At 66.8% G+C, this 19041-nt stretch carries 15 protein-coding genes; 11 read left to right on the forward strand and 4 right to left on the reverse strand.

Annotated features, from left to right (window positions below; translation table 11 throughout):
* The first annotated feature begins 71 nt into the window (after positions 1-71).
* The 8 genes from pip to BMZ45_RS19660 all read left to right on the forward strand — a co-directional run bounded on the left by pip (position 72) and on the right by BMZ45_RS19660 (position 11613).
* Complete coding sequence (gene pip / locus BMZ45_RS19625) at positions 72-1019, forward strand: prolyl aminopeptidase (RefSeq protein ID WP_091638198.1); 948 nt, start codon at positions 72-74, stop codon at positions 1017-1019.
* A gap of 540 nt (positions 1020-1559) precedes the next feature.
* Positions 1560-3857, forward strand: coding sequence for a glycosyltransferase family 2 protein (locus BMZ45_RS19630; protein ID WP_091638199.1), 2298 nt, complete (start codon positions 1560-1562; stop codon positions 3855-3857).
* Positions 3854-4645 carry an ABC transporter permease gene (locus tag BMZ45_RS19635; RefSeq protein ID WP_091638200.1) on the forward strand — a complete coding sequence of 264 codons (792 nt, stop codon included), beginning with the start codon at positions 3854-3856 and terminating at the stop codon, positions 4643-4645. Before BMZ45_RS19630 ends, BMZ45_RS19635 begins: the two co-directional genes overlap by 4 nt.
* Complete coding sequence (locus BMZ45_RS19640; RefSeq protein ID WP_091638201.1) at positions 4617-5783, forward strand: ABC transporter ATP-binding protein; 1167 nt, start codon at positions 4617-4619, stop codon at positions 5781-5783. The genes BMZ45_RS19635 and BMZ45_RS19640 overlap by 29 nt, the downstream gene beginning before the upstream one ends.
* 41 nt (positions 5784-5824) lie before the next feature.
* The gene (locus tag BMZ45_RS19645) at positions 5825-6376 is read left to right on the forward strand and encodes a hypothetical protein (protein WP_175489163.1); all 552 of its coding nucleotides are present in this window, start codon (positions 5825-5827) and stop codon (positions 6374-6376) included.
* Between the two features lie 40 nt (positions 6377-6416).
* Positions 6417-9740, forward strand: coding sequence for a glycosyltransferase (locus BMZ45_RS19650; RefSeq protein ID WP_175489164.1), 3324 nt, complete (start codon positions 6417-6419; stop codon positions 9738-9740).
* 21 nt (positions 9741-9761) lie between these two features.
* Positions 9762-10940: a hypothetical protein gene (locus tag BMZ45_RS19655; RefSeq protein WP_139215596.1), complete on the forward strand. Its 1179-nt coding sequence runs from the start codon at positions 9762-9764 to the stop codon at positions 10938-10940.
* A 40-nt stretch (positions 10941-10980) separates the two neighbouring features.
* A complete protein-coding gene (locus BMZ45_RS19660; RefSeq protein ID WP_091638205.1) occupies positions 10981-11613 on the forward strand; it encodes a class I SAM-dependent methyltransferase in 633 nt (210 codons plus the stop codon).
* 23 nt (positions 11614-11636) lie between these two features.
* Here BMZ45_RS19660 and BMZ45_RS19665 read toward each other — a convergent pair whose 3' ends face one another.
* The 4 genes from BMZ45_RS19665 to BMZ45_RS19680 all read right to left on the reverse strand — a co-directional run bounded on the left by BMZ45_RS19665 (position 11637) and on the right by BMZ45_RS19680 (position 14721).
* Positions 11637-12395, reverse strand: a complete 759-nt coding sequence (locus tag BMZ45_RS19665) for a class I SAM-dependent methyltransferase (protein WP_091638206.1) — start codon at positions 12393-12395, stop codon at positions 11637-11639.
* Positions 12396-12619: 224 nt separating this feature from the next.
* Positions 12620-13162 carry an NUDIX hydrolase gene (locus tag BMZ45_RS19670; protein ID WP_091638207.1) on the reverse strand — a complete coding sequence of 181 codons (543 nt, stop codon included), beginning with the start codon at positions 13160-13162 and terminating at the stop codon, positions 12620-12622.
* 30 nt (positions 13163-13192) lie between these two features.
* Positions 13193-14119, reverse strand: coding sequence for a 5'-3' exonuclease (locus BMZ45_RS19675; protein WP_091638208.1), 927 nt, complete (start codon positions 14117-14119; stop codon positions 13193-13195).
* Entirely contained in the window at positions 14116-14721 is a 606-nt protein-coding gene (locus BMZ45_RS19680; RefSeq protein WP_091638209.1) for a nitroreductase family protein, read from the reverse strand. Before BMZ45_RS19680 ends, BMZ45_RS19675 begins: the two co-directional genes overlap by 4 nt.
* Positions 14722-14850: 129 nt before the next feature.
* On the opposite strand from BMZ45_RS19680, the gene BMZ45_RS19685 reads away from it, so the two are divergent.
* The 3 genes from BMZ45_RS19685 (at position 14851) to BMZ45_RS19695 (ending at position 18974) form a co-directional block, all read left to right on the forward strand.
* Positions 14851-17139, forward strand: coding sequence for a DUF1631 family protein (locus tag BMZ45_RS19685; RefSeq protein ID WP_343124213.1), 2289 nt, complete (start codon positions 14851-14853; stop codon positions 17137-17139).
* A gap of 213 nt (positions 17140-17352) precedes the next feature.
* A complete protein-coding gene (locus tag BMZ45_RS19690; protein WP_091638211.1) occupies positions 17353-18456 on the forward strand; it encodes an NAD(P) transhydrogenase subunit alpha in 1104 nt (367 codons plus the stop codon).
* Complete coding sequence (locus tag BMZ45_RS19695) at positions 18453-18974, forward strand: YcxB family protein (protein WP_139215597.1); 522 nt, start codon at positions 18453-18455, stop codon at positions 18972-18974. Before BMZ45_RS19690 ends, BMZ45_RS19695 begins: the two co-directional genes overlap by 4 nt.
* Positions 18975-19041 lie beyond the last annotated feature (67 nt).

Below are 19041 nucleotides of genomic sequence, written 5' to 3' on the forward strand. Positions count from 1 at the left end.
AAGGCCCGCATACGGTATCGCCCGCGCGCCGCGCCTGGGTAGACTCGGCGCATTCCGCCAGAGATTCCGCGATGCGCACGCTCTATCCCGAGATCGAACCCTACGACGTCGGCACGCTTCAGGTCGACGACCGCCATACCCTGTACTACGAGCAGTGCGGCAACCCCGACGGCAAGCCGGTGGTACTGCTGCACGGCGGCCCGGGCGCCGGCTGCAGCCCGAAAATGCGCCGCTTCCACGACCCCGCCAAGTACCGCATCGTGCTGTTCGATCAGCGCGGCAGCGGACGCTCCACGCCGCACGCCGACCTGGTCGACAACGGCACCTGGGAACTGGTGGCCGACATCGAGCGCCTGCGCGCGCGCCTGGGCATCGAGCGCTGGCAGGTGTTCGGCGGCTCCTGGGGTTCGACCCTGGCCCTGGCCTATGCCGAGACCCATCCGCAGCAGGTGACCGAGCTGGTCCTGCGCGGCATCTTCATGCTGCGCCGCTGGGAACTGGAGTGGTTCTATCAGGAAGGCGCCTCGCGCCTGTTCCCGGATGCCTGGCAGCACTACCTGGCCGCGATCCCGCCGGTCGAGCGCCACGACCTGATCAGCGCCTACCACCGCCGCCTCACCAGCGATGACGAACGCCAGCGCCTGGCCGCCGCACGCGCCTGGAGCGTCTGGGAGGGCGCGACCAGCTTCCTGCACGTGGACGAGGACTTCGTCAGCGGCCACGAGGACGCCGCGTTCGCGCTGGCGTTCGCGCGCATCGAGAACCACTACTTCGTCAACGGCGGCTTCTTCGAGGTCGAGGACCAGTTGCTGCGCGACGCCCATCGCCTGGCCGGCATCCCCGGCACCATCGTGCATGGCCGCTACGACGTGGTCTGCCCGGTGCAGAACGCCTGGGACCTCAAGCAGGCCTGGCCGGGCGCCGAGCTCACCATCACCCCGGCCTCCGGCCACTCCGCCTTCGAGGCCGAGAACGTCGACGCCCTGATCCGGGCCACCGATCGCTACGCCGCCGGCTAAGCGCCCGCGACGCCGCAACACCCCGAACGGCCGGTAGCGCGCAGCTACCGGCCGTTTTCGTTTGTGGGGCCTCAGGGCGCACTCGTCGTCCGACCTTGTGCGCGGGCGGTTTTTCTCAACAGAAAATGTGTGCCCTTGGCATGTAGTTGGTGCTGATCATGCCTGCGGCCCGGTTGCACGTGTCCGCAAGCACAGGGATTGAGCGATTTCTGTTGATGAATCATCTGTTTATGGCGCATCGCCGAGCACCGCTAGGCGATGTCGCGAATGGCGTCTTGTTTTCACCGGCCTCCGATGTACCGGGATTTTGATTTCGTATTCAGATATCAAAGTCCCAATCAGGATTGAAAATTCTCCGTTTGGATGTAAGGCTGATGTGGAAATAGGGAGATATCGGGGGGCGTGCGTTGCGCGGCCACCTGCTCGTGCAGTGACCGGGCGCTCCAAGAAGGCTGCCTGGGAAGGGGAACGTATGAGGGGTTTGTTTTGACTTTTCGCCGCCTGCTAGCGGCCATCGCCCGGCGACTTCCGGGGCGGGGCATGAGACTGGATCTGGTCCCGTTGAAGCAGTTGAGCGCAACCCGGAGCGGCGATGCCTGGGATTGCCATGCCCAAGGCGAGGACCCTCAGTTCGACGTGCGCGCCCAGGCAGGCAGCGGCTTGCCTGCCCCGGGTTGGTACTTGCTCGACCTGCGCTGCAGCGTGCGCGAAGGCGCGATCGTCGCTCCGTGCTTCTATCCGGATTACGGAAAGGGCCAGAGCGAGGCGAACCGGATCGAGATCGCTGAACCCGTCGACGGTCAGCGACGCGTTCGTACGGTGGTACTGATCAATGCGGCCCTGCGCGCCCTGCGCTACGACCCGACCCAGTGCGAGGCCGCGTTCGCGCTGAAGGGCTTTCGGCTGCGTCGGATCTCGCGTCCGCGCGCGGTGTGGGAAATGCTGCGCGGTATCCAGCGCAGTAGCCGTCGGCTGTTCTCGGACGAGGCGCTATCGGCCCTGCGCGACTTCGCGCGATCGATCGCACGGGGCCGGGCCGCCGAAGCCGCCGAGGATCTGAAGCAGCGCTATCGGGCGGCGTTGCGCCGGAAGACCTATTCCTATCAGCAATGGATCGCGCGCTTCGATCGCAGCTTTGGACGCCGCGAGCGCGCGGAGCTGGAGGCGGGCGCGCCGCTGTTCTCGATCGTGCTCCCCGTGCGCGACACGCCCTTGCCCTGGCTGCGGCGTTGCATAGACAGCGTGCTAGCGCAGACCTATGCGCGCTGGCAGCTATGCATCGTCGACGATGCATCGAACGATCCGGCGGTGAAGAAGCTGCTGCGCGACTACGCGATGCGCGACCGTCGCATCTGCGTGCAGTTCCGCGAGCGCCATGGGCACATCTGCGAAGCCAGCAACGACGCTATCGATCTCGCCCGTGGAAACTACCTCGGGTTCCTGGACCACGACGACGAACTGAGCGAGCGCGCGCTGGCGGAAGTCGCCCGCGCGATCGGCGAGCACGCCGACGCGCAATTGCTGTACTCCGACGAGGACAAGATCGATCGCGACGGTCGCCGCTACGACCCGCACTTCAAGCCGGCCTGGAACCCGGAGTTGCTGTGCGCGCAGAACTACATCTGCCATTTCGCCGTGATCCGCGCCGACCTGGTGCGCGCGGTCGGTCGCCTGCGGCCGGGTTTCGAAGGCGCCCAGGACCACGATCTGGTCCTGCGATGCGTCGAGCGCCTGCGCGATGAGCAGATCGTTCACATACCCAAGGTGCTCTATCACTGGCGCGCGGTGCAAGGATCCACGGCGATGGGCGGCGATCACAAGCCTTACGCCCTGGAAGCGGGCCGGCGCGCGGTCGACGAGCACCTGGCGCGCATGGGGCGTCCATCGCGGGTCGAGGTGACCCCGCACCAGTACTACCGCCCGATACGACGTCTGGGGGCGGAATCGCCCAGGGTCACCGTGATCGTGCCGACGCGGGACCGGGTCGATTTGCTGCGCAAGTGCGTCGAGAGCGTGCTCGCGCGCACCGAGTATCCCGACTTCGAGTTGATGGTAATCGACAACGGCTCGATCCATGCCGAGACCCTGTCCTATCTAGACGAGTTGCGCGCGCGCCCGAGGCTGCGCGTGGTCGAGTATCCGCAGCCGTTCAATTTCTCGGCCATCGTCAATTACGGCGTGCGGCAGGGGGCGGCCGAGGTGCTGTGCCTGTTGAACAACGACACCGAGGTGATCGATGCGCATTGGCTGAGCGAGTTGGTCTCGTACGCCGCGCGCGACGAGGTCGGTGCGGTCGGCTGCATGCTGTATTACCCCAGCGACACGATCCAGCACGCGGGCGTGATCCTCGGGGTGGGCGGCGTGGCGGGGCATGCGCATCTCCACCTGCAGCGAGGCAGCAACGGCTACCTCGGGCGCGCCGGCGTAGTCCACAACCTGACCGCGGTCACGGGGGCCTGCCTCGCCGTGCGCCGCTGCGTATTCGACGAAGCCGGCGGCATGGACGAGGAGCTCGCGGTCGCCTTCAACGATATCGACCTGTGCTTGCGCATCGATGCCCTCGGCTACCGCAACGTGTGGACGCCGTTCGCCGAGCTGTATCACCACGAGTCGGCCAGTCGCGGGCTCGACAGCGCGCCCGATAAGCGCGCGCGCTTCCAGGTCGAGTGCGAAACCATGATCCGGCGCTGGGGCGAGGTCCTGTTCAACGATCCGGCTTACAACCCCAATCTGTCATTGGACAGCTTCCATTTCGAGCTCGCGTTTCCGCCGCGCTCGGTCGCCAGTCGCGCGCCGCAAGGTCGCCGCCGCCCCCTCTCCAGGATCGCCAGCCTATGAGCTCCTTGCTAGCCCATCTACGCCAAAGCCTGCGGCGCCCGGACCATTGGGTCTACGGGAGCTGGCTGGATACCGTCACCAAATACCGCAAGACCCATTTCGGCCTGATCTGGATGCTGGTGCCTACCGCTGTCTACATCTGGGGTATCGGCGGCTATCTGGGGGCCTTGCAACCCGGCATGGACACGCAGCGCTTCCTGGGCCACGTGGCGGTGGGCTTCGTGGTGTTCCGCATGGTCATGACCGTGTTCGTGGACGCGACCAGCGTGTTCAGCGGCAGTCAGTCCTTCATATACGACGGCAATGTGCGCCTGACCGATTTCATCCTGCGCATGATCAGCCGCTCGTTCTACTACTTCCTGATCGCGCAGCCGCTGCTGGCGGTAGCGGTGTTGGGCTCGCCGGACTTCCAGTGGTCGGGCGTTCCCGGATCCCTGCTCGGATTGGCCGTGCTGATGGTGAATCTGTTCCTGTACTCGGTGCTGCTGTCCCTGCTCGGCGCGCGCTATCCGGACGTCGGCGAGCTGATGGCCAGCACGATGATGGCGGCGTTCCTGGTCACGCCCATCGTCTGGTATCCCGAAGGCGCTCCGGAAGGCACCGCGCGCGGCGTTCTGATGCGCGCCAATCCGTTCCATCACTTGGTCGCGAGCATACGCGCGCCGCTGTTGGGGGAGGGGCTGGAGCCGGTGACGGTCTGGTATTTGGCGGCGATGACGCTGATCGGCCTGATCGGGGCGATCCTCGCCTATCGCACCTATGCGCGCCGCGTCGCGCTGTGGCTCTGAGGGCGCGCCTATGTCCATCTTCCTGCACGCCGAATCGATCAGGTTGGAGTTGCCGCTGAATATGCAGCGGGTCGACGGCGATCCCTATGCCACGCAATTCAAGACCGCCCTGGGCGGCACGGTCCGCCGCTACCGCGATGTGCTGAAGGACATCAGCTTCTCGGCCGAGCAGGGCGATCGCATCGGCATCGTCGGCCTCAATGGCTCCGGCAAGACCACGCTGCTGCGCGTGCTCAATGGCGCCTTCCCGCCGACCCAGGGCCGGGTCCGCCACAGCGGCAGCATGCAGTCGCTGTTGAACGCGACGCTGGGCTTCGCCGAGTACGCATCGGTCAGCGAAAACGTAATCCTGCGCGGAACAGCGATGGGATTGAGGCGGCGCCAACTGCAAGCCGTACTGCGCGATGTTCTGCAGTTCTCCGGGCTGGCCGATCGGGCGCTGCACCGGCTGCATACGCTCTCGTCGGGGCAGCGCATGCGCCTGGGCTTCGCGATTTCGACTGCCATTCAGCCGGACATCCTGGTCATGGACGAATGGCTGGCGACGGGCGACGCGGCCTTCGTGCATAGGGCCCAGGAGCGCATGTCCGATCGCGTGCATGGAAGCGGAATAGTGGTCATCGCCAGTCACAACACCGGGCTGATTCGCAGGCTCTGCAACCGTGTGCTGGTGCTGCACGAGGGGCGCGCCAAGTTCGTAGGCGATACCGAGGCCGCGCTGGAGTGCTATCGCGACATCGTCTCTCTCGCCAGCGCCGAAATGCGCGCCCAGCTCGCCCATCACGACCCCCTGTTGTTCGGAGACGCCATCGGCGTGGTCGATCGCGTGGCCAGGGTCGGTGACGGCTTGCAGATCGAGGGCTGGGCGGTCGGAGACCGGGGCAACGAGGTGCGCACGGTGCGAGTCGACGTGAGCGGCGTGTCCTACGTGTTCGACACGTTCCAGAAGAAGTGCCGGGACGACGTGAATCGCTATATGGGCAAGCGCGGCGATTTCGGCTTCGTGGTCGATGTGCCCTTGGCGGAGGGCGCGCTGATCACGCCGTTGCAGGAGCGCGTAACGGTCAGCGTGGGCATCAGCGGCAACAAGCTGGGCGCGCCGCTGCGCTACGCCAATGCGGGCAAGTTCAACGTGTGATCGGGGCGAGATAAGTGCGGCGCGCCGCACGGGAGGATGGCTTGAACAGGGCTAGAGACAAGAAGAACCGTCGCGCTCACGAAGGCGAGACGCGGGCCGATTCGTTCCCGAATGGAGTAGGGCCGGACGTCTCCCGGGAAAAGTCCCGGGCGCGCGTGGGCGCGTGCTCGGACGAGCCGGAAGCCGGTGCGGCTGTAGCGACGAAGCACGATGGCAAGGCGGCGTTGGCGCCCGCGGCGTCGCCCCTGGCCGGAGCGAACGACGAGACCGAGAGCGCCGTCCGGCTGCGCGACCTGAGCGCCTGCCTGGCGCACCGGTACAAGGAGATCGAGTTGCTGACCGGCTTGCTGGCCGCCAGCGAAGGCGAGCGCGACGAGCTCAAAGGCAAGTGCGATGCGACGACCTCGCAGTTGCTGACGATGCAGCACGAGCGCAACTGCCTGGCGGCGGAGCTGAGCCGTACGCAGGCGGAACGCATGGAACTCGCATCCGCGTTGGAGTCGCGCGACACCACGCTGAGAACGATCACATCCAGCCATTCCTGGCGGATGACGTGGCCGATGCGAAAGCTGCGCCGGTGGGTCACCGGTTGAGCATCGTCGAATGGCCGCGGACCCGTATGCGAGCGAGAACATGCACGAAATCGAATTGATCAAGGCCACGGAGCTGTTCGATCCGGAGTGGTACCGGCGTGAGTATCCTGACGTGGCCGCTATCGGCATGGACCCGGCCGAACACTACTACCGCTTTGGCGCGCGCATGTTTCGCGACCCCAGTCGGGCATTCAGCACACGCTATTACCTGGGCGCCTATCCGGACGTCGCGGCGGCGGCGATCAATCCGCTGGTGCACTACGTCCGTCATGGCCGCGCCGAGGGGCGCAAGCCTCGCCCGAATACGCAGGTTCGCAGCCGTTACGGCGTCAGCGTGGACGTGGTGATCCCGGTCTACAACGCCCTGTCCGATGTCGAGCAATGCATCGAATCGGTTCTGGCCTGTCGCGACGGTCTGGATGTCCGGGTGCTGGTGGTGAACGACGGCTCGGATGCCGAGACGACCTCCTGGTTGCGCGAACGCTGCGCGCGCGGTCCGGCTCTCACATTGATCGAGCATCCGCGCAATCTGGGCTACACCCGCGCGGTCAACAGCGGCCTGCGTGCAGCGAACGCCCAGTACCTGGTCACCCTCAATAGCGACACGATAGTAAGCGAGGGCTGGCTCAAGGGCATGCTGCGCTGCATGGCTTCGGATCGCGAATTGGGCATCGTGGGTCCGCTGTCCAATGCGGCCAGCTGGCAGAACGTGCCGGAGCTGTTCGATCCCGATGGTTCGTTCTCGGTCAACGCCTTGCCGCCAGGCTTCGACGTCGCGGCGATGGCGCGCACCGTTGCGGCGGCGAGCAAGCGTCGTTATCCCAAGCTGCCCTTCGTCAACGGGTTTTGCTTCTTGATGCGCCGCGAGGTGGTGGACGCCATCGGATTTATGGATGAGGCATCGTTTCCGGAGGGCTACGGCGAGGAGAACGACTATTGCGTGCGGGCCGCGGACGCCGGATTCAAGCTCGCCATCGCCGACGACGTGTACGTGTTTCATGCTAAGTCCAAGAGCTTCGGTCATACCCGTCGCAGAGCGCTCTCGGAGGCGGGATCGCGCATTCTGCGCCGCAAGCATGGCGATGGCCGGTTCGGCGCGATCGTCGCCAGGATGCGCTCCGATAGCGGTCTGGATCGGGTCAGGGCCGATGTCAGAGCAGCGTTGCGACGGCCCATGCAGGGCGATGCCGATCTGAGCGCGCCTCCGCGTGTCCTCTTCCTGCTCCCCGTCAAGGGCGGCGGCGGCGGCGCCCACTCGGTGGTCCAGGAATGCGCCGAACTGGTCAAGATGGGCGTCCTCGCGCGCGTCGCGGTGGGCCGCGATCAGCTCGCCGGCTTCCATCACATGTACCGCGACATGCCCGGATCGAGCGAGCTGTTCGTCGGCTTCTCGCAGGCGGATCTGGTCGATCTGGCCGACGACTACGATGTCGTGATCGCGACCATATTCTCCTCTGTACCCATGCTGAAACGCGTGCACGAGGCTTGCCCGCACGTGTTGCCTGCCTATTACGTGCAGGACTACGAGCCGATGTTCTTCGAGCCGGGAAGCCCGCAGTGGATCGCGGCCAAGGCCTCCTACACGCTGATCCCTAACGCGCTGCTGTTCGCCAAGACCCATTGGATCTGCAATATGGTCCGACAGGAGCACGCTGTCGAGGTGAACAAGGTCGAGCCCAGCATCGACCACGCCACCTACTCGCCCCGGCCGCGAAAGGCGGATGCCCGCTTGCGCATCGCTGCGATGATCCGCCCGCAGACGCCTTATCGCGGCGCCGAGCGCACGATGCGGCTGTTGTCGCGGCTGACGGCGCGGTTTCCAGGCGCGTTGAGCTTTAGTCTGTTCGGTTGCAGCGAGGACGACCCGCGCTTCCAGGCGCTGCCGCGCGATTTCGAGTATCGCAATCACGGCGTGCTCGATCGGCCCGAGGTGGCTGCCTTGCTCGCCGATTCCGACCTGTTCATCGACCTGTCGGACTATCAGGCCTTCGGGCGTACGTCCTTGGAGGCCATGGCCTCCGGCTGCGCTGCGGTTGTGCCGGAGCACGGCGGCGGCGACGAGTATGCGATCGACGGCCACAACGCGCTGGTGGTCGACAGTTTCGATGAGGACGCCTGTTTCCAACGCATCGGCGCCCTGTTGTCCGAACCCGCGGAGCTGAGCCGCCTGCGCCTCGCCGGGCTGCGGACCGCGTCGCGTTACTCCGTACGCGCCGCCGCGGTCAGCGAGTTGGACCTGTTCTCGCGGGCCCTGGCCGGGCACCGCGCGGGCACTCATGCGCAGGCGAAGCCAATCCTCAAACTGATGCACGCGCGGCGCGGAGACGATCTGCCGACGGGCTCGGCTTACGTCAGAACCTTGCTGCCTTACGGCGCCCGCGCGGTGCGCAGCGCCTGGCGGGTCAAGCCGCAACCGCTGTCGTTGCCCACGCCGGGCTCGGCGCAATGCCTGCTGATACAACGTGATGCCGCCGGTATCGGTCTGGCCGAACTGACCGAGTGGCTACCGGCCTGGCGCGCATGCGGCGCCAGCCTGGTCTATGAGCTAGACGACGATCTGCTGGATGGGCAGGCCCTGAAGGCACGCAAATTCGGCGGTGATACGACGGAGCTGGCGCGCAAGGTCGCCTGGTTGAGCGAGCACGCGGATCTGGTGACGGTGTCGACCGAGCCGCTGGCCGAGCTGCTGGCGGGACGCAATCCGAACGTTCAGGTCGTACCGAACCTGCTGGACGGCGACTTGTGGCGTCTGGGGAGCGAACGCGACCACCACTCCGGCCCATACGCCAGGGCGGCGGATGGGCCGATCCGCGTCGGCTATATCGGTACCCCCTCGCACGATCAGGATCTGGCTTTGGTGACCGATGCGATGCAACGCCTGCAGGCGCGCTACGGGCCGCGTATCGAGGTCGAGGTGATCGGTGCCTTCCAGAATATCGCGCCGATGTTCGGACGTCGGATCGCACTGCCCAGAAGCACCGACTATCCGAACTTCGTGAATTGGTTGCTGCAGCGCGTGCACTGGGATATCGGCATCATTCCGCTGGCGGACGACCGCTTCAACCGCTCCAAGTCCAATCTGAAGTTTCTCGAATACGCGGCCCTGGACATGGCGATCGTGTGCTCGGACATGGAGAGCTATCGCAACATCGGCCGCCACGAGGCCAATGCCCTGATGGTCGCCAATGAAACCAACGTCTGGTGCGAGGCGGTGGAGCGTCTCATCGACCATCCCGGTCTGCGTCAGGAGCTCGCCCGGTGCGCGCGCTCCGAGGTGCAGGCTCGTTGGTGCATCGACGGCAAGTTCGTCGATCGACTCCCCCGGCCTGCGTCGGCAGGCCGCCCTTCCGCTCCTCTCGCCTAATCGGGTCCGGTCCGAGCGCGCATGTCGAATCCAGCCAAAGTACTGTTCTTCTCATACGCGGACAGGCGTTACGACCTGTTCGCGATCCCATACGTTTACTTCGCCTTGAGGAGCAATCCAGACTCCCTGGTGGAGATATGCCTGCAGGACTACGATTCCTTCCAGGTCCGTTACGCGCGCGCATTGGCGATCCTGGAAGAGGCTTATCCAGGACGCTTCCTGATTCGCCAGTCCGAACTCGCGCGCAAACAGCCGCGCATCGTCCCGAACGTGGTGCGCTTTGTGGAGGCGCCGCAGCTCAAGGCGCGTTACATCTATATCGGCGACATCGATCTGCTGGTGTTCGAAGACGTCTGCGAAGTGCATGAGGAGCTGATCGCGCGTCACGCGCTTGCGTTCAGCAACATCTTGCGGCTGCAGTTCGCCATGTCCGAGAAGCCGCGCCTGTCCGGTCTGCACTTCTGCGAGTACGATCGCTACTATCCCTTGCCCTCGATTCAGGACCTGGATCTGGCAGTCGAGAACGACGAGTACGTGCTGTACGAATGCATGCGCAGAAAGGGCTTGATGGTGCCGATGGACTTCCAGCAGCGTCCGGAGTGCGGCCTGCATATGTCGCTCAGTCGCGATCCGCTGGGGCGCACCACCGGCAGCGCGGGCGGCCACTACTCGCGCGAGAACGCGCATGGCTGGGGCGGTCGGCATTATTACGGCGAATTCCTTAAGCAGATTCGGGAGCCGGGCTTCGCGCGGCTGTATCCGCATCTGGACCTGGAATTCCGGCTGCTGCTGCTGGCGGCCGAAGGTTTGGCGACCGGGAAATCGCACAGCCTACACCGCGCCGCGACCTCGTTCCTGCTCGACAAGCGCCTGATCGTCACGGAGCGAGCGTTCTCGGCCAAGGAGATCTACGACCGTCGCCACGATGCGATCGTGAGCGGCGACATGGAGGCCGCCGAATCGATCGGGATCACGCTGTGCATGGTATGGCCCAATCGTCTGGACGTGTGGTTCAAGCAGGCCTGGTTGTGGATGCAGATGGGCAAGGTCGAGTTCGCGGTGGAGGCTTTGTCGCATATCGCTGATATGCAAGGCGGCGTGGCCTTTCTGCAGTCCGGAGACTTCATCAAGGTTCATGGCAACGCGATCGCCGATTCCGGTCGCACCGGCCACGAGTTACTGCGACGGCTCTCGGCCTGAGGTCGGGGGCGGTCGGGCATCCATTCCATTCGAGGTACGCATGAGCGATTCGAGCATCGAGGGCCGCTTCACCCGCATCTTCAAGACCAACGCCTGGCGTTGCGACGAAAGCGTGAGCGGCCCTTCGTCCACCCTGGCGCGTACCCAGACCCTGCGCGCGGCGCTGCCGGAATTGTTCGAATCGCACGGCATACGCTCAATGCTCGATGCCCCTTGCGGTGACTTCAATTGGATGCGGCACGTGGTGGAAGGTGCCGATCTGCGCTACACCGGCGCGGATATCGTCCAGGATCTGGTCCAACGCAACGCCGAGGCGTTCGCTCACCTCGACAATGTCGGCTTCGTCCATGTCGACCTGACCCGCGATGCTTTGCCGCAGGCCGACCTGATGCTGTGCCGGGACTGCCTGTTCCATCTGTCGTACGAGGACACCGAGCGGGCGCTGGCGAACTTCCTGGATTCTGGCATTCCGTATTTGCTCACCACCACGCATCTCAACAAGAATGGCTTCTCGAACCGGGACATCGCCAGTGGCGACTGGCGATGGATGGATCTGTTCGAGGCGCCCTACCTATTTCCGCGCGAGGTGAGCTGGCGGGTGGTGGACGGTGGCGGAGATCGCGAAATGTGTCTGTGGTCGCGCGATCAGGTGCCAAGGCGCCTGCAGCGCTGAGCGTGCCGGCCGCAGCACGGCGCTCAAGCCGGCGCGGAGGACGATGCGGCCTGGATGGGCTTGACGAGTACTGCGACCGATTGGCCGAGGTTGCCGCTGCCGCTCATTTCCTTGCCGCTGTCCCAACGGATGCTGCGGTCCAGGGCGATATGCGGCAAATGCCCGTCGTGGAGCTCGAGCACCTGCAGGCCCAGGTGCGTCGCGAACGCGCGGATCAGGTCGCGGTCCATGAACTGGTTGAGCACCTTGTCCGCGCGCTCGTCGGCCACTGAGTGTTCGAAGATGAACCAGTGGCTGGGAATGCCGAACTCCAGGAAGGAAAAGACGATCTTGCCGCCGGGTTTGAGCGTGCGCGCGGCTTCGCGCAGATAGCGGTAGGTTTCTTCGTGCAGTAGGTGCGTGAAGACGGAGAAGAACACCACGAAGTCCGCGCTGTCGTTGGGTTCGGGAATCCGAGTGCCCGGGGCGGCGTAGAAGCGCCAGTCCTCGCGCGCGCACTGTTTGCGCGCGTACTCGTAGAGTTCTGGGACCACGTCGATGCCGACATAGGGGCCGAGCAGATAAGAGCGCAGCTGCATGGCGAGGCGGCCGCTGCCGCAGCCCACATCGATCACGCTGTGATCCGGCGCCAGCCCCAATTGCTTGAGCAGGCAGAATTCGAGCGCGCCCACCGCTTCGAAATCGCCGCCTACCGCCAACGACATCGCGCGATCCTCACCGTGGGTCTCCAGCAGGTCACGACTTTGCTTGAGGTAGCTGCTGAGGAAGTGCGGCAGTTTCATGATCTCGCCCGATCCGGGCCGCGTGCCGCGGCGTTGGCGCGCCGATCGCTCCGTGGATGTGCGGATACGCATCGATGCGCCAGCCAGCTTGCCCGAGCGGGCGGCTTAGGGAAATGAGCAAGGGATGTGGACCGAGTGTGGCAACGCGGGCCGCACGCGCCGCGACGCGGCCTGGGCGGCTTAAGCGATCGGAGGCGATCGGGTCAGCGCCTCCGCGGTCTCGCTCAATCCGCGCGCGACCCATCCGGATTGTGTTCGATCATCCACAAGCCGGCCCACAGCTTGAGATCGAGCTCGTAGCCTTCGGCGTGCTTGCGCATCAGCCAGCCCGGCGCGTCGGCGCGCGGTACTTCGTGGACCACGATGTCCTCACCGTCGACGCCGCCGCCTTCGCCGACGCGGCGCAGCTGGCGCGCGCGCACGAAGGCGATGCGTTCGCTGCTCATGCCCGAGGAGGTCGGGCCGGTCAGCAGCACTTCGACGCGTTCGGCCTCCCAGCCGGTTTCCTCGATCAGCTCGCGGCGCGCGGCGCTTTCCAGGGTGTCGGCGTCGTGGTCGTCGCCGACCAGGCCGGCCGGCATTTCGATGGTGCGCGCGTTCAAGGGCACGCGGTACTGCTCGACGAACAGCAGCTTATCTTCGGGCGTGACGGCGACGATGATCACCGCCATGCCCTTGCCGTGGGTGCGCTCGGCGTACTCCCAGCGGCCGCGGCGCATCATCCGCAGCCATTGGCCGTCGTACAGGGTTTCGACTGGTTCGTTCATCGCAGGTCCGGGCGTTCGTTCGCCCCGATGCTACGACGGAAGCGATGACGTCGCGAAGTCCAGGCCGGCGGCCTCGTGCAGGCGGCGCCGGGTCATGGGGCCGAAACGCAGGGCTTCGCACAGGCCCAGCAGCTCCGGGGCCAGGCCGCGGCCGCGCAGGAACGGGGCGGCGTCTTCGCCCAGCGGGGCGTCCAGGGCGATGGTGGTCAGGCGCCGGCACAACAGGGCCTGCTCGCGGTGTTCGCGCAGGCGCGCGGCCGCGCTAGCGGCGCCGCGCACGCGCAGGAACGGGACTTCCTCGACCCGCGCCAGCAGCGCGTCCAGGGTGCCGAAGTGGCCGAGCAGGGCCGCCGCGGTCTTGGCGCCGATGCCGGGCACGCCGGGGATGTTGTCGACGGCGTCGCCGCACAGGGCCAGGTAGTCGGCGATCTGACGGGCCTCGACGCCGTGGCGCGCCGGCACGCCGTCGGCGCGCCAGCGTTGGCCGCGCGCGTAGTCCCATTGCTCGTCGGGGCCGTCCAGCAGCTGCGACAGGTCCTTGTCGGCCGAGACGATCACGCCGCGGTAGCCCTGGGCGCGCATCGCCGCCAGGGCGCTGCCGATCAAGTCGTCGGCCTCGTACTCGCTGTGCGCCAGCACCGGCAGGCCGAGCGCGCGGCACAGCGACTTGCAGTGCACGAACTGGCGCTTGAGTTCCTGCGGCGCCGGTTCGCGGTTGGCCTTGTAGGCCGGGTAGAAGGTGTTACGGAAGCACGAGTCCAGGGCCTCGTCGAAGGCGATCGCGATGTGGCGCGGGCGTTCGCGCTCGATCAGTTCGACCAGGAAGCGCGCGAAGCCGTGCACGGCATTGGTCGGCCAGCCCTCGGCGTCCTCGAACTCGTTGGGCATCGAGTGCCAGGCGCGGAACACGTACAGGCTGGCGTCTACCAGGTACAGCGGCGGGCGCGCGGCGCTCATTCGGGCGTCCAGGCGGTCAGCAGCTCGCGCGGGTCGGGACGCTCGCGCTCGGGCGCCTCGAGCTTGGGCGTGCCGATGTGGATGAAGCCGGCCACGCGCTCGTCCGCGCCCAGGCCCAGCCAGGACAGGACCTGGGCGTCGTAGGCCGGCCAGCCGGTCAGCCAGACCGCGCCGTAGCCCAGGGCCTGGGCGGCCTGGAGCAGGGCGAAACAGACGCTGCCGGCGGTCAGCAGGCGTTCCTGCTCGGGGATCTTCTCGTCGGGCCCCAGGCGCGCGATCACCACCACTATTAAAGGAGCGTGCGAGAAACGCCCGCGGTCCTTCTCGAACGCGGCCTCGCCGGCGTCGGGGTCGCGCTCGCGGCCGCGCGCGGCCAGGCGCTCGCCCAGGCTGTGGCGGGCGTCGCCGCGGATGCTGAGAAAGCGGAACGGCACGCGTTTGCCGTGGTCCGGCACACGCACCGCCGAGCGCAGCATGCGCTCGAGTTCGCGCGGGTCCGGGCCCGGTTCGGTCAGCTGTTTGGCTGGCACCGAGCGCCGAGTGTCTAGAGCCGCTAACGCTTTTTCGGATTCAGGAGGGAAGTCGGTATCGATTCGGGACATCGGTCACAAAAGCCTATTTTGTGTGTGCATTCGCTGTCGTATCTTGCCACTATGCTGTTGCCAACTGCCTAAAAACGGCACGTTCGGTCCACACGATTCAAGCCCTTCACGGGAACAGGGGAACACGCAGTGTCTGGTCATCTGCACGGCGTAGCTCAAGCCACGCGTACCGATCCCTTGCGCATGCTCGAGGAGATCAAGCGCCTGGCGTTGGAGCAGCTGGGCGGCCTGCCTGGAACCCTGTACGGACCGATCGAGGACGCCATGAAGGTGGACTCGCTCAAGGGCGACGGCAAGAACCATCAATACGAAGAACAAGCCGCATTGTGGGTCCTGCGGCAGCATCAGGCTACCCATGTGATGGCGTTCCGCCAGCAGGTGGCCAAGGGCTTCGACGAATTCCGCGCCCTGCGCATCCGCAGCGGCGGCGAAGTGCCGATGCGGCTGGTGGACGAGAACCAGCTCGAATTCGACCTGGCCGGCGAACGCCTGACCGAATCCCTGTGCGGCCGCTACGCGCGCCCCCTGGATATGGTCCAGGGCCGTCTGGCCGCGGTTTCGGAGGTCATGGGCCTGGCGCCCGGCCCGAATCCGATCGGCCCGCAGCGCCTGGTCGCCGCCTTCGTCGAGACCTTCGTCGACGCGCAGCTGCCCGAGGCGCTGCGCGCGCGTCTGTTCCGCCAGTACGAACACGAACTGGCGCGCGTGCTCGGCGATCTGTACGGCCGGGTCAACACCTTGCTGTCCAGCGGCGGCTACGGGGTCGGGCTAGGCCCGGGCCTGGGCGCCAAGCCGCCGCGCGAACCGGTGCGCGAGCGCGGCTACGGCGACAGTTTCGATCCGAACTATGGCGCGGGCTTTGGGGGGCCTGCGCCGGGCGCCGGCGGTTATGGCGCATATGGCGGCGTCGCGCCGCCCCACGGCGGCTCGGCCGCCCAACACGACCCCCAACGTCCGTCGATGTCGCCCAGCGATATCGCGGCCATGGCCAGCGAGCTCGCCGACTTGCGCAGTCAATTGCATGCCTGGCGCGAAGGACTGATGCGGTCCGACGCCGTTCCCAATGCTCACGCTCCGCAGCGCACGATGGCGCCGCGCCGCGAGCTGCGTATCGATGAAGTGGTCAGCGTGGCTTCGCTGCTGCAACCCGAACCGCCGGACGCGTTCGCGCGCGCCCTGGCCGTGTCCGGGCGCCTGGGCGAGAGCATCCGCGACCATCTGCACGACGGCGCGCGCCGGCTCGGCCTCAACCCCGACCAGACCTGCTTCAGCGCCGAAGAAGACGATGCGATCGATCTGGTCGCCTTGTTGTTCGATTCGCTGTTCCGCAATCACGCTTTGCAGGATCGTGCGCGCCGTCTGTACGCGCGCTTGGTGCTGCCCTACGTCAAGGTCGCGCTGACCGACAACGAAGTCTTCGTCAAACGCGAGCATCCGGCGCGCCGCCTGCTCGACGCGATCACCGAGGCCTGCGAAGGCAACGACGGCGAGACCCCGCAGGACCGCGAATTGCTCGACCGCGCCACCGAGATCTCGCAGCGCGTGGTCGCCGAGTACAACGAAGACGTGGCCGTGTTCGAGATGGCGCACGCCGAACTCGACGCCCTGCTGGCGCAGCAGCGCCGCCGCGTCGAGCTGCAGGAGCAGCGCGCGGCCAAGGCCACCTACGGACGCGAGCGCCTCGGCGCGGCGCGCAACCAGGCCGATCACGCCCTGCGCGAGCGCCTGGCCGAGCCGCCGCTGACCCAGGCCGTGGCCGACTTCCTGGCCATGCCCTGGCGCCATCACCTGGTCCAGGTGCTGCTGCGCGAAGGCGGCGAAGCGCGCCGCGACGAAGCCCTGTCGCTGGGCGACGCCCTGATCGAGGCCGACCGCCTGGCTTCCGAACAACGCGGGCGCGAGCTCGCCGACCGCCTGATCTCGCTGCAGCCGCTGATCGTGCAGTGCCTGGCCAGTTCCGGCCTGGACGACAGCGCCGCCCAGCACGGCATGGCCGGTCTGGTGCGCGCGCTGGCGACGCCGGATTCGGCGCGCCGCACGCGTCCGGCCTCGCCGCTGCCCGCGGCCGAGGACGAGGCGATCGAGGAAACCCGCCGCTTCCTGCCACCTGGCAAGGACGTGTCGCAGCACGATCCGGTGCTGGCCGAGCGCATGCGCGGTCTGGATCCGGGCGACTGGCTGCGCCTGACCGACCTGCAGGGCGAACAGATCGCGGCCAAGGTGGCCTGGGTCAGCCCGCTGACCTCGCGTTACCTGCTGGTCAACCGCCGCGGCCTGCGCGTGTTCGCGGCCTCGCCGGAAGAGCTCGCGATCCTGGCCGGCGAAGGCCGGCTCAGCATCGGCGCCGAGCGCAACGCCTTCGACGAGGCCATGCGCCAGGTCCGCCGCCATCTCGATCGCGCGGTCGGCCACCGCTGAAAGCCAGGAAAGAGTGGGAGGAGTGAGGAGCGAGCGAGAGCGGCTCCTGCTCCATGATCGCCGGCGCGCCACAGTGCGACCGGTTGATTAGCGGCTTATCCCATCCGTAGCGGCGCCAACGGCGCCCAGCTCGCCCCTCGCGCCTCCGCGTTCGCTCCTCGCCTTATTCGGCTAGGATGCGGCGAGACACCATCACCGGGTACGGAGCGAAGCATGGCGGGCATCACCATAGGCGTTGCGAGCGAAACCGCTGCGGGCGAACGGCGCGTCGCGCTGACCCCGGAAACCTGCAAGAAGCTCGTCGCGCGCGGTGCGCGCGTGCGCGTGCAGCGCGGGGCCGGTCGCGCCGCCAGCTTCGGCGACGAGGCCTATGCGCAGGCCGGCGCCGAACTCGCCGACGATGCCGCCGCCGCGCTGGCCGACGCCGACCTGGTGCTGTGCGTGCAGCCGCCGGACCCGGCCGGCCTGGGCCGCCTGCGCGAAGGCGCGGTGCTGGTCGGCTCGCTGGCGCCGCAGGCCGACCCCGCGCGCGGCGACGCCATCGTCGCGCGCGGACTGGTCGCGTTCCCGCTGGAACGCCTGCCGCGCACCACCCGCGCCCAGGCCATGGACGTGCTGAGCTCGCAGGCCGGCATGGCCGGCTACAAGGCGGTGCTGATCGCCGCGCAACTGGCGCCGCGTTTCTTCCCGATGCTGACCACGGCGGCCGGTACCATCCGTCCGTCCAAGGTGTTGATCGTCGGCGCCGGCGTCGCCGGCCTGCAGGCCATCGCCACCGCCAAGCGCCTGGGCGCGCAGGTCGAAGGCTTCGACGTGCGTCCGGAGACGCGCGAGCAGATCGAATCGCTGGGCGGCAAGTTCCTCGACCTGGGCGTGAGCGCCGCGGGCGAAGGCGGTTACGCGCGCCAGCTCACCGAAGAGGAGCGCGCCGAGCAGCAGCGCCGCCTCGGCGAGCACCTGAAGAACATCGACGTGATCGTCTGCACCGCCGCCGTGCCGGGCCGCCCGGCGCCGAAGATCGTGAGCGCGGCGATGATCGCCGGCATGAAGCCGGGCAGCGTGCTGGTGGACCTGGCCGCGGAAACCGGCGGCAACTGCGAACTCACCCGTCCCGGCGAGACCGTGGACGTGGAGGGCGTGACCATCGCCGGCCCGCTCAACCTGGCCAGCAGCGGCGCCGTGCACGCCAGCGAGATGTACGCGCGCAACGTGTTCAACTTCGTCAGCCTGTTCGTCGACAACGGCGAGCTCAAGTTCGACTGGAACGACGAACTGTTGGCCAAGACGGTGTGGCCGGAGCGCGCGGCGGCGGCATGAGTTCGCCGGCGCCGGATCAGTCCGAGATCGAGATTCGGTTCCGCTACAGCTATTGGGATCGGCTCCGCTCGGCCCTGGTGATGTCGTGGCAGACCCCGGTAGGCATCCTGGGGATACTGGCGGCGCCGTTGATCGTATCGGTGCTGCTGCTGGTGCAACTGTATCGGGGCTTTTCGATCGATGCGGAAGGCCCGGCACTGGCGGCGCTGGTGCTGGCGTTGGCATTCCCGTTGTTGCTGCAGGCTGTCCTGACCGCCACGGTGCACTTCTCCCGGGCCCACAAAGGACGGATCTACCGATACCGCTTCGGCGACTTCGGCTTGCGCGCCTTCAGCGAGACCGAGGAATGGACGCAGTCTTGGAAAGCGATCGTGCAGGTGAAGCAACAAGGCGGTTTCCTGTTGCTGTTTTTCTCGCGAAATTGCGCACACTGCTTACCCTCCCGCCAGCTGCAGGAGGCCTTGGAGCCGATTGTGTCCCTGGCCCGCGCGCATGGTGTTCGCGTCAGCGAAAGCTGATCGAGGCTCGGCCCATTGCTGTTCAGCGCTCGGTTGCACGCGCTTAACCTGAGTGCGCGCAAGCTGC

The organism is Lysobacter sp. cf310, assembly GCF_900114355.1.
GTDB lineage: Bacteria > Pseudomonadota > Gammaproteobacteria > Xanthomonadales > Xanthomonadaceae > Lysobacter.